The sequence below is a fragment of the Elusimicrobiota bacterium genome (assembly GCA_040757695.1).
Lineage (GTDB): Bacteria > Elusimicrobiota > UBA8919 > UBA8919 > UBA8919 > JBFLWK01.
Map to the genome: position 1 here is coordinate 1 of JBFLWK010000056.1, position 15153 is coordinate 15153.

Sequence of the window (15153 nt, forward strand, 5' to 3'; positions counted from 1 at the left end):
ATCCCAGCATCAGTTAGTTCGTTGCCTTATTAACTGTGGGATTTGGTGTTGGACTGGTCGCTACCCTTTATCCAGTTCGGACTTCCACCGACAAGAATTCAAGGAACTTTCTTGGCACACTCATTTTTTATCTCCGGGGACGGTTATATAAGATTTTTGCTTTTCATACTCACAAAGTTCATTTTGGAAATAATTATGTGGTCAAGAACTTCTATGCCCAGAATGGCGGCAGCGGATACAAGCCGTTTGGTGAGTTTTATGTCGTCTTCCGACGGTGTGGTATCGCCTGATGGATGGTTGTGGACAAAAATTACACTGGCGGCAGAGTATTCTATTGCTGGCTTAAAAACCTCTCTTGGATGGACAAGCGAGGCACTGAGAGTGCCTATTGAGACGAAGTCCCTTTTTAATATCTCATTTCTTGCATTAAGATAGAAAACTACAAAATGTTCTTTTCTTCTGTCGCGAATATCAAGTGTGAATGGTAGAATATCCATCGGCTTTTTGATTGAAACCGCATTTTTATCAAGCCCTCTTTTCACCAGTTCAACAGCAGCGGCAACAACGGACGCTTTCGCCGTGCCTAAACCTTTAATCGCTTTCAATTTGGAAAGTGGCAGTCGGATAAAATCGTCCGCTGGATATTTTTTCAGAATCTCTTTTGCAAGTTGCAGCACATTTTTGCCTTTATAGCCCGTGCCTAAAATTATCGCCAGAAGTTCTTCATCTTTCAGCGACAACACACCGGTTTTTGACAGTTTTTCTCTCGGGAAATCAATCTTATCAATTTCAAATGACATACTGGCTTCCGTGTTTTTTTGCTAAAAACTCTTCAATCTCTTTTTTCTCTAATTCATACCCGCTTCTGCCCATCAATCCGTAAGTAAGCACTTTTCCGAGTTCTACGCCTGGCTGGTCAAACGCATTTATCTCAAACATTTCGCCGATATATGCGGTTGAAAGTTCAAGCATATAGAGAACTTGCCCGATAGTATGCTCAGAAACTTCAGGCAGGATGATGGTGCAGTTCGGACGCGATTGTTTGGTGAGCGCCACACGGGTCGCTTCCTCCTCCGATTTTATCAATTCGTTCAATGTATGTCCTTCAAGATAACGTTTTTCTTTTGTTTTTGGTATTAGTACATTTGTACTATAACCTCCGACGGCCAGAAATGTAATAATTTTATCGTAAGGTCCTTCAATATAAAGTTGAACCTGCGAGTGCTGGTCGGTAACACCTAACGCTTTAACAGGTGTAGGACCGATATTTATAATTTCACTGCGGATATTTGTTTTTTTACCAAGCGATTCTGCCCACAACTGCCTGAACCAGTCAGAGATATCTTTAAGTGCCTGGCAGTACGGCATCATTACACTTATTTTTTTTCCTTTCTGATACAGAAGATATTGTATCGCCGAATAAACCGCAGCTGGATTTTTAGAAATATCCTGACCGCAACGGGCATCCATATCCCTTGCGCCTTCTAATAATTTTTCTATTTCAATCCCGCAAAAAGCGGCTGAAACAAGTCCAACTGGCGAAAGCACAGAAAATCTACCACCTACATTTGCTGGAATTACGAACGAAACTATACCTTCTTTATTCGCAAGTTCTCGTAAATATCCTTTTTGCTCGTCAGTAGAAATAATCACATGTTTCTGCCAGTTTTTGACTTTTATTTTTTTGAGCAGTGCGTTTTTTAGCACGAAAAAGTTGGCAAGACATTCTGCAGTAGTGCCTGATTTTGAGATTACATTGAACACCGTTTTTTTTAAGTTAAGAATATCCAGCAATCCTTTTAGAAGTTCAGGGTCAACATTGTCCGGCACAAAAAGTCGTGGACAGTTTTTTCTTTGTTTTTTTGATAGAAGGTTCCAGTAAGGATGGTTTAATGCTGTTTGTAATGCGATATTGCCGAGTGCAGACCCGCCTATACCAATCACAACAAAATCATCAAATTGTGTTCTCTGCTTTTTGGCAAAACCGGATATTTTTTTTGATTCATCTTCTTTGTATGGCAATTCCATAAATCCAAGTGAGCCATTTGATTTTTTCTGCTGCACAATGTTGTAAGCAGACGAAAGTTTTGGATATAGCGCTTGCAATTCTGACAGTGTTATCCCGTGTTCACCTACAAAATCCGCTATACAATTTGAATAGTCCAATTTTATATCAGCCATTTTTTTCTCCCGTTTCCTCAAATTCTTTTACAATCTCTTTTATTTCAACCTCTGTTTTTTTGAGTTTTTCCCGTAGTATTTTAATCAGTTCAGTTGCCCTTTTTACTTTTTCGGCAAGTTTATCTATTTCTACATTTTCGCCTTCAAGATTTTCTAAAATCGTCTGTAATTCCTCAAGTGCTTTTGAATACGAAATTTTCTCGTTCATCAGTATCTCCTTTAACGGTAATTAAAAATTAAAAATTAAAAATTGTGGTAAAAAAACATTTTGCACGGTCATAAACCCTGCTACCGTCAGGCAGGTGTGCCTACAAACTTTGTGTTTCTGTGTCCTCTGTGTTTAACGGTTTTTTATGGTTTCTGACAATATCTTTTCTCTTTGGAAATAATTTTTCCGCCGAGTTTGCCATCATGCAGTTCAATTTTTACATCATTCCCAACTGACACTTTTTCTATACTTTTTACAATTTTGCCGTCGGCTGTATATACAAGTCCGAAACCTAATTTCAGTATATTAACAGGATTTTTGGAATTATTTAATCGTTCTAATTCATTAAGTTTTCTGAAATTATCTTCAAAAAATTTTTTTAAACTCCATTTAATTTTTTCTTTTATCTGGGCGATATTATTCTCAAGGTCTTTCACAAACATCAAGGTTGCTGATTTTACTTCGCTTGTTATACTTTTTAATCTATCTTTTTCGTCTGTTAAAATCTGTTTCTGAATCTTTAGAATATCGGCAAATGTTTCCTCAGTATCAAGTTCAAACTTTTTTACTTTTTCAACTATGAACTGCGCGGTTGCCGTCGGCGTCTTGAACGACTGATTTGCAACTTCATCGGATACGGTTCTATCAATTTGATGACCGATACCTGTCAAAACAGGTTTTTTTGAGTTCGCAATTGCAACAGCCACGCCTTCTTTATCAAAGCCCATCAAGTCTGAAGCGCTTCCACCACCTCTAACAATTGTTATGACATCCATGTGATATTTGTTGAGCGTAAAAATCGCCGCTCTGACTTCTCGTTCCAAATCGCTGCCTTGCATTCTGGCATCACATAAAAAAATCTTGAAACCATATCCTGAACTTTTTAATTCGTCTATAAAATCGTTATAGGCAGCACTTTCAACTGATGTAATCAAGCCGATATTCATTGGCAGAACAGGGATTTCAAGTTGTTTATTTTTTTCTAAAAACCCGGCTTTTTTCAGTTTTTCAAGCAGCAGTTTTTTTTCAATCGCCATTTTACCGACGGTGTATTCAGGCTCTATATCGGTAATCTGCAGTTGCACTTTTCCTTGTGGTATATAAAAATCTACAAAACATTTTGCCTTTATCTGAAGCCCGTCTTTAAGTGTCAGCCCTGAAGCAATCGTAATCATCTTCTGCTCAATTTTATCTCTATCGTCTCCCCAAATCATTGCTGATATTGATGCCTTTCGTTCTTTTGTTATTGTGTCCTGCTCTACAAGTTCAAAATATACCTGGCGGTAAGGTCTATTATTGGCTCTTAGCAAATCCAGTTCGTATCTGTAAACTTCGCCACAAACCCAGATACCATTTTCAAACTGGTCTGATAGCGTATTTTTTATACGGTTGTTTAACTGGCTTACTGTTAGGACTTCTTCAAACAGTTCTAATTTTTTATTGGTATTCTTATACAGGTTGTGGTTGGTTTTGTGCATAAAAATTAGGATTGTTTTTTTTGCTTTAATTCAGGAATGATTATTTTTTGTTTGCAGTAAATTTTATCAAAATCAGGGATTGTTTCTTTGTTGGCTATCCAGATATTGTACCATTTAGAGCCCTTTCTGAAATGTTTTTTAGCGATATACCAGAGCGTATCGTTCTTTTTGACGATATATAATTTTGGTTCAGGCAATTTTTTTATTACCAGTGTATCTACTGCATTTGATGCATCTCTGGCATATAACAAAGCATTTTCGTAGTCGGCAAGTGCATAATAATTTTTTGCTTTTTTAAGCAATAAGGTTGCAGACGAAACATCAAACCTATCTTTCTTTTTAAGTTTGATTTTTTCGCCACTAACGGCAATTTGCTGTCGCGCTTTGAGTTCCAGTTTTTTGAGACGCTGGGTTTCAATATCTTCTTCTTGTGTCTGTATAGGTTCTTCTTGTATAGCAGTAATGGGGGGGATTGTTGGTGTTCTTCTACTTGCAATCTGCCAGGCACGGTAAAATCGTGAGCAGATATTAAAAACTAGAAAAAAAGTAACTGTTAAAAAAATTATCTGGAGCCGAGTAATTCTACCTGCCATATTTTCTCCGTTTGAAAATCATTTTTCCATCTGTAAATCAATGAATAAGTCAGTGGCTTACTCAAATTACTCAATTGGTCAAAAACAAGATGAACTGAATAGCCAATATAAATACCGTATATTATTAAATCCGGATACATAAAAAATACAACCAGTGAAAACACAACAAATAATTCCCAACTGTGTAGAATCAAAATATTTTTCTTAAACGCATAATTTTCACAACAGTAAAAAAACCGTTTAATATCTGTTTTAAATCCAACTTCTCTAAAGTATTCAACAAGATGGTCAATATCAATCAACACGCCTGCTAATAATAATGCCAGTGATAATTTTAGCGAATTAAAAATCAAATACCAAACTACGGATATAGATAAGGATATTGCAATATGCCGTGTTGGTTTCATTTAATATATGTAAGCCAGTTATACTTATCTTTAGTTTTTCCACGAATAAGATTAAAATATGCGGATTGCAATTTTTTCGTAATCTCACCTCGTCGCCCGTTACCGATGACGACATTATCAATTTTAGAGACAGGTGTAATTTCTGCTGCAGTGCCCGTTAAAAAAACCTCATCAGCGATATAGACTGATTCGCGTGGGATAGCGTGCTGTTCTATCCGTACTCCCATATCTCGTGCAAGAATAAAAACTGTATGTCTTGTAATACCTGCAAGGATTGATGAACTGGTTGGTGGTGTAAAAATCACGCCATTTTTCACAATAAAAATATTCTCGCCGGATGCCTCAGAAACATAGCCAAAAACATCCAGTGCGATTGCTTCTTCATAACCGCTTCGTAACGCTTCCATTTTTATAAGTTGCGAATTGATATAATTACCGCCGGCTTTGGCAAGTGTTGGAAAAGTATCAGGTGCTGCTCGGCGCCAGGACGAGACATGCATTGATGTGCCTTTTTCAAGTGCTTCTTTACCAAGATAAGTTTCCCATTCCCAGCATGCAATAACGCAATTCACCGGGTTTTTTAACGGATTAAGTCCCATCTCACCATAACCACGAAAAACAATCGGCCGGATATAACATTCTTTGTATTGATTGATTTTTACAGTATCCACAATCGCTTTTGCAAACTCTTTTTTTGTGAATGGGATTTTTGTGCAGTAAATTTTTGCCGAATCGTATAGACGGTCTATATGTGCCTCTACCCTGAATATCGCAGGTCCGTTTTTTGTATTGTAACAGCGTAGCGATTCAAAAATAGATGACCCGTAATGTACAACATGTGACATTACATGAATTTTTGCATCTGCCCAGTCAATAAACTTCCCATCAAACCATATTTTTCCTTTTCCAAAACTCATATCGTCCTCCAAGCACAGCGGTCAAAAATTGTTGTTATATTTTTATTCTATCAAAAAAAAATTATTTTGTCAATGAACTGAAAAACTATTCAGTGATTTCAGTGGCTTCAGTGGCTATAAAATTTTCTTGGTGTTGATTTTGTAATACTAACTTAAAGTCTAACGGTGGTGGCGCTGAAAACTCTACTTTTTCTAAACTTGCTGGATGCGTAAATTTTAGATTTGATGCGTGAAGTAGTTGCCGTGTTGCTATTTCTGATGATTTTCCATATTCTTTATCGCCGATAACAGGATGGCCGATATATGCCAGATGAACTCTAATCTGGTGTGTTCTACCTGTATAAGGTTTTATTTCAAGATAAGTTGTTTTTGGAAATCGTTCAAGCACCTTAAAAAATGTTTTTGCTGTTTTTTCTGCTGTAGGACCGACAGCGAACTTTTTTCTGTTATCTGCAGACCTGCCTAAAGGCGCTTCAATAATACCTTTTTTTTCTTTTATAATACCTTCAACGATTGCCAGATATTTCTTTTCTACCAGTCGGTTCTGAAACTGTCTTGATAAGAACTCTTTTGCTTTTTCATTTTTTGCAACAACAAGAACACCCGATGTATCTTTGTCAAGTCGGTGGACGAGAAACGGAAAAATTTTGTTATTCCAGTAATACAGAAGCCCGTTGACGAGCGTATCTGTCTGATGGTTTCCTGCGGGATGAACAACAAGATTAGGTTGTTTATTGATAACGATGATATCCGTATCTTCAAAAATTATTTTAAGTGAAATTTTGGCAGGAAGTAATCTTGCCTGTTTATTGGCAAATTCTATTTCTATGATATCGTTAAGGTGAACTTTATGTCCCGACTCAGAATGTTTTCCGTTGATTTGCACAAGCCCGTCTTTGATTAACCGCTGAAAATAGCTACGAGAATAATCAGGAAACTGTTCTCGTAAAAAGTTGTCTAACCGGATTTTGTCTTTAGCCGAGATAATTTTTTCCATATAACTATACTGACTATAAAAACCAGAATTGATAGAATCTGCGTCGGTGTAATTCCGAAAATAAAATTTCCTCTGAAATCACCCCTCAAAAATTCAACAAAAAATCTGCCAGCAGAAAAAAGAATCGCATAAACCAAAAAAATCTGCCCGTCAAATTTTTTTCTATTCCATAAAGTTCGTAAAATCAAGAACAACAAAAAAAGCAAAATTGATGATATTAGTTGTGTTGGTAATAGTTTTTCACCTGCTGGTGCGAGACAGTTTTCAGGAAATATAACACCTAAAAATGAGTCGGTAGGTTTGCCGTAGCAACACCCCGCAAAAAAGCAGCCAAGCCGCCCTATTGCCTGACCGATTGCCAAAGCAGGCGCAAAAATATCAGCAACCTGCCAGAATAGTAGTTTCTTTTTTAGAGAGAAAATAATAACTGATAGTCCACCCGCCAGAAACCCGCCCCAGAATACAAGACCACCTTGCCAGAGTTTGAGAATGTCAAGTAGATTGGTTCTGTAATCATCAAATGAAATCAGAACATAAAACAGCCGAGCACCGACTAGAGAAAAAATGAAAACTAAAAAGGTAAGTGATTCAACTATAGATGATGGGATATTAGATTTTTTAGCATAATACAGCAGTATATTAAACCCAACAAAAAAACCGAGCGCAACAAAAACACCGTAAGTATGTATTTCTAAAAAACCAATCTTAAAGAGTGTGGGATACATTTTTTATTTTTTGTAGCCGTTCTGATTTACCTGAGCGTTTTATTTTGGCAAGTTAACGGGGCATATTTGATAATTGATGTTTAACTTCAGTAATGATTTTTGCAATATAGGTTCCAACAAGTGGTAAATCTACCATTTTATTTAGAACAAAAACTATCAACGCTACAATAACAGCGCCAAAAATCGTCATACCAATCACAAGCCCTACACCTCTTGCGATACCAATAAGAAAATTTACCCATACCAGTTTCCATGGTTTTTTTGCAAAATCAAGAATATCACGGAATTCAGTAGTAACCAAGTTTTTTACTTCTGTGGCTGTCTGCTCAAGTTTTTTTTTTATATTCTTTTCTTTATCTGACATAACAATTTTATTATACAAAACAACTCAGAATTTACAATATTTAGTTCTTTCTTCGCGTAATAGCATACATATTTTTTCTGCTTTTTTCTTTCCGAGGTTATCAACTTTGGTCAATTCTTCTTTAGTCGCAGTAAATACTTTTTCCACACTACCAAAATAGTTGAGTAGATTATTAGCCAATTTCGGTCCTACATTAGGAAGTCCCTGCAGAATATAAAGTTGTCGCTTACGGTATGTCTTTGGTCTGTAACCGTGTCTGTAGGTTAGTTCTTTTTTTATTTCATGATGTTGCGTGGCAATTAGCCATAGTAATAAAGCAGTTTCTTCTGTATCTTTCGTAAATAAAATTGGTATACACCATTTTACCGCTATACTTACTATTGCTCCGGATATGGCATGTGGATGAATATCAATTCCAGTATTGTATAGATTTTCACCTTCAATAATAAAAAGTGCTCTATCAAAAAGTTGTCCTATTTTTTGTGCCTGTTGAAATAACCGGCCGTCAATAATTGACTGAACAAAGTCAACAGCAGTTTTTCTTTCTACAACAATTTCATTACCAATTATATAATCTCCTACTGGTAACATTACTTTGTCTATCTGGATACTGTATTTGTTTGCCAAGATATCACAAATTTTTGACTTGTTTTCTCGCAAATCTATTTTTATTTCAATATCTTTTGTAACTACTTTATTCTGCATCTTTAATTTCTCCTTTTACTCTTTGTTTTGGAAAAACAAAACAGAAAAAATTTTTATATTGCCCGACGCTGATGTATAGACCAATGTAAGCATTTGCTTACATTTTTCTTTTTGCCTTTGCCAGAGTAAATTATATATTGAACCATTTTTTGCTTTCTGCTCAATGTATGGTGTCCTGCTTAAAATAATGTAGCCAACTTTGTTATCAGCCAAAATCTTTTGTGCTTTACTAATATCCGTTTCAAGAAAGAACTTTTCAAGAGTAATAAGCCCCTGTGGTTCAAGATGCATATTCGTTGCTATAGTTGGTCTTTTGGCAACATAGACGATAGCATTGCCGTATTCAGAAGCAGATGGCAATACGCCATATTTGAGATTACTTCTGGAAATGTTTTCTGAATTTTCTTTCAGCCATAAAAGCGCCTGATAATATACTTTGAAATCGTCGCCCCCTTTTTTGGTTATTTTATGAATACCATAACTGTAAAAACTAAAAACTAAAATTCCAGGAATTACAATTAGCAATTTTGAGCCTTTCTGTGAAATTTTATTTTGAAACAATCGCTCAAAAATATAGGCGACTAAAATTGCAAGGTTTATTGAAAATATACCTGAAAACCTTGGCCGTATCAAAGTTAAAATCCCGAATATAACAGTTGAGACCAAAAAAACTATTTTGTAAATTTTCGGATTTATTATTATTTCGTTGATGAATAAAATCAGTCCGTAAAAGACAACAAAAATTATAATCCCGACAAAAATATATTCTAAAAAGCCCGACGAGTTAGTGATAAACGGTTCAAACTCGCCAAAATCTTTAAAAAACTGTGGTGGTCTGTTACTTAAGAAATTGATACCTGCCAGAATACCGCCTATAAATCCGCCAGAAAGAATCAGTGTAGATGAAATCAAAAAAAACGCAAAAATACCAGCAGCGAATAAAATCCTTCTACTTTTTGGAAAAACAAGATAACCCTGGATAAAATAAAAAACTAAAAACAATACTAAAAAAAACCAGATTGTATAAGGTTGTAAAAGCGAGATTGTGTCAAACGAAACCGGATAAACTTTTTTCCAGTATGGGTTCCTTAAAAGCATCACGCCGGGCAATGCAGTTGCAAAAGTTATTACTGCCGAATAAAAAATTCTGGTTGAACATTGTTTTCGTATAGTATCGCATATAAATTGCAAAATTATTGAGATGCCCAAAATTAAGACAAAAATTGTTGAACCAATCCAGGTTCCTATTGCTAAAAAAATAGTTACACCAGCCAAAAAAGCATACAAAATATGTTTCTGACAGGCGAGTATAAAAAACAAGATAATCAGAATATACAAAAACGGTTCTGCAAGATGATGGTCAAATCTTGCAAAAGTTGTGTATAGAATATGGAATGGCATCAGTGAAAAAATTACAGCAGTTAGAAGCGAATTTTTTTCAGATAGAATATTTTTAGAAAAGTGATAGACGGGCAAAATGGTGAGCCCACCGATAAGTGGTGGCAACACTGCGCAAGTCCATTCAACAAGTTTTACAGATGGGAATCCCAATCCTAAAATCAGACATAAAAAGGCAATCAGCCAATCAAAAACTGGTGGCCAGAAATGATGCGTTCCATATGGAAAATTAAGAAACGGCTCAAAGCCAGTCAGCCTTGGAAAATTTTGTATAGCTGATTGGACTCTTAAAATATGGCAGTATGGGTCTGAATCGCCAGTAAAAAAAAGAATTTGATTCCTGTAAAGTTGATTAAATATATTTGAAAACCGTAAAAAAAAGGCAGAAAAAAATACCAGTAATAAAATTTTTTTACTATTCATCTATTGATATTCATCAATTAGTCCAATTGGACTAATTGGTTTTTTCCAGTTTTTTCACAAGCGAGTATAAACTTTTATTAACGGGAACTGGAATTTTTAGTTTTTCTGCAATTTTTATAACCGCACCGTTAATAAATTCAATTTCTGTTTTTTTGTTTGCCCGAACATCTGCAAGCATTGAGTTCATATTTTTGGAAGTTGCTTTACACACCTGCTCAATTTTTTCACAACAATCAGAAAACAGGATTGGAATATCAACTGCTTTTGCAACCTGCATTACTTCTTTACCAGATTCAATCGCTACCTCATACAGATTTCTGTATTTAAGGATATCGCCATTTTTTACGCCTGAAATTGCAGTCACCGGGTTTATAGCACAATTCAAAACCAGTTTTGACCAGATTGCAGATTCAATACTGTTGGTAATTTTTGTTTTCAGCCCGCAGTGATTAAAAATATTAGCAATCTCTTTAGCAATTTTAGTATCCCCACACTCCACCCCGCCACACCCTTCAATAATTGTTTCACCTTTACCTGTATGGATAGCGAACCCGGTGGTTTTTAATATAGATGCTTCGGATGTTACTCCACGAACGATTCTGGTTTTAGGAATAACTCGGTTGATAATTTCATAATTACCTAACCCGTTTTGGAGTGTTAGAACAAAAGTATCTTTGCCAACTATCTGTTTGAGTATTGGTAATACTGAAATGGTATCATATGATTTAACTAAAACGATTACGAGGCGATGGATATTTAGATTTGTTTTTAGCGGGATGGTACTAACTTTGATTTTTGAAGGTTGAATATAGCAGTTTGAGATACCGGAGATATGAATACCAGTGGTTTTAATTACCGTTTCAGTATTTTTATTTTTTACAAGTAGTGAGACATTATTTTCACCTTTTGCCAGAAGTCCAGCAAAAAGCGTACCCATCGCACCTGCACCGATAATACAGATATTCATTTTCTGAAACGCAGATTCTACAGATTTTAACAACGATTCCGCAGATAGTATTTATCGTCTATAACAGGCAATAAATTTTGCGATTGATCTGTCGTATGTTCGTTCAGCTTCTTTCGGAAAAAAACAGCCTGGAAGTTCGCCGTTTTTCAAATGGTATGAAACACATTCACAGCAGATTCCCTTCCTTGAACAGGGCTGATAGGTACAGGTACATTTTGTTAAATTTCTGTCAATATTACAATTACGCATTTCCAAACTCCACTTTCTGTTCCTGAATAACAGGAACCTTTATCTCACCAAATTTGTCCTCATATTTTCGCAGGTTATCCATAAGTGCTTGAAGAAATTTTTTAGTATGTATTGGTGACGAGATTATTCGTGCGCGCAGTTTCGCTTTCGGTTGCTGTGGCTGAACATAAATAAAATCAAGCGTGAACTCGGTTTCATTATGTGTAATAAATGCAAGGTTTGTATAGATACCCTGAGCAGTTGTATCATCAATCTCAATCTGAACCTGAACAGGTTTTTGAAGATTTTCTTCCGGCATGGTTTTCACCTCCTTAAAGTTTTTTCCCCATTTTGTATAAATATGTTTTCCTTTTTTATATCTTTTTGGTTCGGGCATAAAATTCCGTCGGTCTTTTAGAACGTAATCCAAAATAGTATTCAATAAATTCAACTGTTCTTTTTGCCGCAAGACCATCACCGTAAGGATTGACACTTTTTGCAATGTTAGTATATGCCTGTTTATCTGTAATCAGTTTTTTTGTCTGATTAAAAATTTTGGTTGTCTCTGTCCCGACAAGTTTTACAGTGCCTGCCTTTACTGCTTCAGGTCGTTCTGTCACTTTTCGCATCACAAGCACCGGTTTCCCTAAAGAAGGCGCTTCTTCCTGCAACCCACCTGAATCGGTAAGAATAAGATATGAGATATTCATCAGATTTGCAAAATCAGGATAGTTAAGCGGCTCTGTAAGATACACATTTTTGAGGCTACCGAGAATATTTTTTACTGGTATTTTGATATTCGGGTTTGGATGGACAGGATAGATAATTTTATATTCTGGGAATGTTTCTGATGTTTTTTTAAGTGCATAGCAGATATTTTTTATCGGCTGACCGAAATTTTCGCGACGATGCGCCGTGACTAAAATCAGATTGGAGATTGGAGATTGGAGATTGGAGATTTTTCTTAAAGTTGGGTTTTGGAATTTATGCTTTTTTTCCAGAATTAAATAAAGCGCATCTATGACGGTATTTCCTGTTACAAAAATATTTTTTGAGTTTATATCTTCTTTAAGCAATGCTTTTTTAGCGGTTTCAGTCGGACAAAAATGTATATCGCAAAGAGCATCAGTTAAAAGCCGATTTATTTCTTCAGGATATGGATTAAACTTATCATATGAACGCAGTCCTGCTTCAACATGCCCGACAGGAATTTTCAGATAATAAGCTGAAAGTGCCGCGGCAAATGTAGTTGTAGTGTCTCCGTGAACCAGCATCATGTCAGGTTTTTCGTTGTAAAGCACATTTTGTAGCCGGGTTATTGCGGTAGTAGTTACATAGAATAGCGACTGGTTCTCAATCATTATATTCAGGTCATAATCCGGCTTTATGGAAAAAATATCAAGCACATCGTCTAAGAGATTTCTGTGTTGAGCAGTAACACAAACCTTAATTCTTAATTCTGGCTTCTTAATTCTGACTTCTTTAATAACCGGGGCCATTTTTATCGCTTCAGGCCTGGTTCCAAAAACACACAAAATCTTTTTCATATAGTTTTATTATATCAAAAAGACGGAAAAAATACAATAAAAAAACGGCTGTCTGCAACCCAGCCATTTTTTGTTGTTATTTGGAAAAAAGGACCTCTCCCTTTTTCCTTAATCTCTGTTTTTCTACTTGACAAAACTCATATTTTTTGTTATAATTTTTTCGGAGGTAAGAATTATGGCATATGCCAATACATTAAAAATTTTTGAAGTACTCCGCCAGAAGTTTGACGAACCTGAAGCAAAGGTCATAGCTTCAGCAGTAGAGACCGCTCTGGAAACAAATAACGCTGCCTTATTGAATGAGGTGGCTACAAAAAAAGACCTTTTACAAGAAACATCTGCTATTCGTATGGAAATGCGGGAAATGAAATCAGAACTGATTAAATGGATGTTCATATTCTGGATTGGCCAGTTCACTTCAATCACTACGGTTCTGTTTTTGTTTTTCAAAAGATAATCTTTCATCTTTTTTCTTTGCCACTGAATACACTGAACTCACTGAATAGTTTTTGAAATCTCAATCTCAATCTTAATCTCTGGTGTTTCTCTGTGTATTCAGTGACTGTGGCAAAGTTTTTTAAGCGGTTTTACACGGACCTTTTTTGTCACCGCTCTTCCAAGATTTTAATCCGAAATCTTCAAGTTTATCGTTTTTCCTGCCGTATTTTACCATAAACGATGCTTGTGAGCCGTGCTTCTAACGCTACTATTTCTTTGACAATACCTTTAAGTTCTTCACTTTTCTGGTGAAGTTTTGACTTCAACTCCTCCTGCTCGGAATTGAGACGGCTTTTAATGGCCATCTACCTACTTGTCATTTGAGGAAACGAAAGCGAACCAAGTCAAGTGGCTGTCCGACAATTAGTTAAGGCGACAGGTTTTGCTCTTTGAAATTTTTATATTGACAAAAAATTAGAAGGTGTTCTCTTTATGTTTTCACTTTTTCAATTTATTTTTCTATTTTTCTGTGAACAACTTAAACTTTTATCCATCGGGTATAGCAAACAGAGAATGTTTTGCCAGTGCCTGTGTTAATAACATCTTTTGTTCTCTTAAAAACCTTGTAATTTTTAAGAGATTGTGTGCAGAACACATTAAAGAGAATTCACCTTTGACTTTTTCCAACCCACGTAACAAAAATTCTCTGAATCCTAAGTTATGAGCAAGATTTCCGAAGACAGGTTCGGCGGTTATTTTTCTGATACCATATATCTTTTTACCTTCTGGTGTTAATAACTTAGAACGCATTTTATCAAAAAGAGGCTGATGTTCAGAAATAAAGATATTACGTCCACATTTACTACTTGTACATTTCCCATAATGTTGACAACTTTTACAGTATGTGTTATTTCCATATACATTGTACATTACTCCACGATAATGGCGCTTTCCAGTATGATGCAATTTTTTACCAGCGGGACATGTGACAGTGTCATCTTCACTGTTATAGATAAATTTGGATTTGTCAAATTGTGGGTCTTCTTTATGAGAACCTCCTTTGCCCTTTTTAATTTGTTCTCCTACTTCATCAGGAATGAATGGTTCTATTTTATTTTTATACTGTTCTTTGTCAAGTTCAGCAAAATTATTACCTGAACTATATCCACTATCTGCTGGTATGTTAATTTTTTCTTTAAGTTTTCTGTCATCCTTGAATTTATCAGGTGCTATTTCTTCAACATTATCTAATACTTCATCAATCATTGGAATCAGTTCAACAGAGTCTCTTGCCTGATTAGTAACATCATTTGCAACAATTACTTGCTCTTTGGAATCAACTGCAATATGTCCACGATAACCAGGAATTTTTCTTGTTTTGTCCTTCTGAAATTGTGCATCTTCGTCAGTTAAGTTAATTTTCTTTTTGCCTGATTCTTTGATTTTTTGACGTGCTTGTTTTAATTGTTCTACAATCTGTTTCATTTTCTTAATACGTTGTTCTTTATCTTGTATATTTTCAGGAAGTTCTGTACCGCGTTTGTCAAAACCATATTTTTTGTCTTCTTCGTCATCTA

18 protein-coding genes are annotated in these 15153 nt (G+C 35.6%); 1 reads left to right on the top strand and 17 read right to left on the bottom strand.

Features of this window, described 5'->3' with window-relative positions; translation table 11 throughout:
• Window positions 1–143: 143 nt before the first annotated feature.
• The 16 genes from radC to wecB form a co-directional block, all read right to left on the bottom strand.
• Window positions 144–800 carry a DNA repair protein RadC gene (gene radC / locus AB1349_09385; GenBank protein ID MEW6557551.1) on the bottom strand — a complete coding sequence of 219 codons (657 nt, stop codon included), beginning with the start codon at window positions 798–800 and terminating at the stop codon, window positions 144–146.
• Entirely contained in the window at window positions 790–2181 is a 1392-nt protein-coding gene (locus tag AB1349_09390) for a glucose-6-phosphate isomerase (GenBank protein MEW6557552.1), read from the bottom strand. The genes radC and AB1349_09390 overlap by 11 nt, the downstream gene beginning before the upstream one ends.
• Entirely contained in the window at window positions 2174–2389 is a 216-nt protein-coding gene (gene xseB, locus AB1349_09395; protein MEW6557553.1) for an exodeoxyribonuclease VII small subunit, read from the bottom strand. Before xseB ends, AB1349_09390 begins: the two co-directional genes overlap by 8 nt.
• Window positions 2390–2532: 143 nt before the next feature.
• Entirely contained in the window at window positions 2533–3867 is a 1335-nt protein-coding gene (gene xseA, locus AB1349_09400) for an exodeoxyribonuclease VII large subunit (protein MEW6557554.1), read from the bottom strand.
• A 5-nt stretch (window positions 3868–3872) separates the two neighbouring features.
• The gene (locus tag AB1349_09405; GenBank protein ID MEW6557555.1) at window positions 3873–4460 is read right to left on the bottom strand and encodes a LysM peptidoglycan-binding domain-containing protein; all 588 of its coding nucleotides are present in this window, start codon (window positions 4458–4460) and stop codon (window positions 3873–3875) included.
• Window positions 4430–4867 (bottom strand): hypothetical protein, encoded by a 438-nt coding sequence (locus tag AB1349_09410; GenBank protein MEW6557556.1) that lies wholly within the window; start codon window positions 4865–4867, stop codon window positions 4430–4432. Before AB1349_09410 ends, AB1349_09405 begins: the two co-directional genes overlap by 31 nt.
• Entirely contained in the window at window positions 4864–5784 is a 921-nt protein-coding gene (locus tag AB1349_09415; protein ID MEW6557557.1) for a branched-chain amino acid transaminase, read from the bottom strand. Before AB1349_09415 ends, AB1349_09410 begins: the two co-directional genes overlap by 4 nt.
• An 85-nt stretch (window positions 5785–5869) precedes the next feature.
• On the bottom strand, window positions 5870–6781 hold the full coding sequence (locus tag AB1349_09420) for an RluA family pseudouridine synthase (protein ID MEW6557558.1): 912 nt from the start codon (window positions 6779–6781) through the stop codon (window positions 5870–5872).
• Entirely contained in the window at window positions 6742–7506 is a 765-nt protein-coding gene (lgt, locus tag AB1349_09425) for a prolipoprotein diacylglyceryl transferase (protein MEW6557559.1), read from the bottom strand. The genes AB1349_09420 and lgt overlap by 40 nt, the downstream gene beginning before the upstream one ends.
• Window positions 7507–7558: 52 nt before the next feature.
• Window positions 7559–7888 carry a DUF5665 domain-containing protein gene (locus AB1349_09430; GenBank protein MEW6557560.1) on the bottom strand — a complete coding sequence of 110 codons (330 nt, stop codon included), beginning with the start codon at window positions 7886–7888 and terminating at the stop codon, window positions 7559–7561.
• Between the two features lie 6 nt (window positions 7889–7894).
• The gene (locus AB1349_09435) at window positions 7895–8575 is read right to left on the bottom strand and encodes an ERCC4 domain-containing protein (GenBank protein ID MEW6557561.1); all 681 of its coding nucleotides are present in this window, start codon (window positions 8573–8575) and stop codon (window positions 7895–7897) included.
• A gap of 15 nt (window positions 8576–8590) precedes the next feature.
• The gene (locus tag AB1349_09440; GenBank protein MEW6557562.1) at window positions 8591–10396 is read right to left on the bottom strand and encodes an STT3 domain-containing protein; all 1806 of its coding nucleotides are present in this window, start codon (window positions 10394–10396) and stop codon (window positions 8591–8593) included.
• Window positions 10397–10427: 31 nt separating this feature from the next.
• A complete protein-coding gene (locus tag AB1349_09445) occupies window positions 10428–11363 on the bottom strand; it encodes a 2-dehydropantoate 2-reductase (GenBank protein ID MEW6557563.1) in 936 nt (311 codons plus the stop codon).
• Between the two features lie 51 nt (window positions 11364–11414).
• Complete coding sequence (locus AB1349_09450; protein ID MEW6557564.1) at window positions 11415–11612, bottom strand: DUF6485 family protein; 198 nt, start codon at window positions 11610–11612, stop codon at window positions 11415–11417.
• Window positions 11605–11988, bottom strand: a complete 384-nt coding sequence (locus tag AB1349_09455) for a DUF3467 domain-containing protein (protein MEW6557565.1) — start codon at window positions 11986–11988, stop codon at window positions 11605–11607. Before AB1349_09455 ends, AB1349_09450 begins: the two co-directional genes overlap by 8 nt.
• On the bottom strand, window positions 11966–13138 hold the full coding sequence (gene wecB, locus AB1349_09460; GenBank protein ID MEW6557566.1) for a UDP-N-acetylglucosamine 2-epimerase (non-hydrolyzing): 1173 nt from the start codon (window positions 13136–13138) through the stop codon (window positions 11966–11968). The genes AB1349_09455 and wecB overlap by 23 nt, the downstream gene beginning before the upstream one ends.
• Window positions 13139–13313: 175 nt before the next feature.
• Between wecB and AB1349_09465 the strand changes: the two genes are divergently transcribed.
• Window positions 13314–13595 (top strand): hypothetical protein, encoded by a 282-nt coding sequence (locus AB1349_09465; GenBank protein MEW6557567.1) that lies wholly within the window; start codon window positions 13314–13316, stop codon window positions 13593–13595.
• A gap of 527 nt (window positions 13596–14122) precedes the next feature.
• Here AB1349_09465 and AB1349_09470 read toward each other — a convergent pair.
• The coding region (locus tag AB1349_09470) for a transposase (GenBank protein MEW6557568.1) at window positions 14123–15153 on the bottom strand (1031 nt) is incomplete at its 5' end.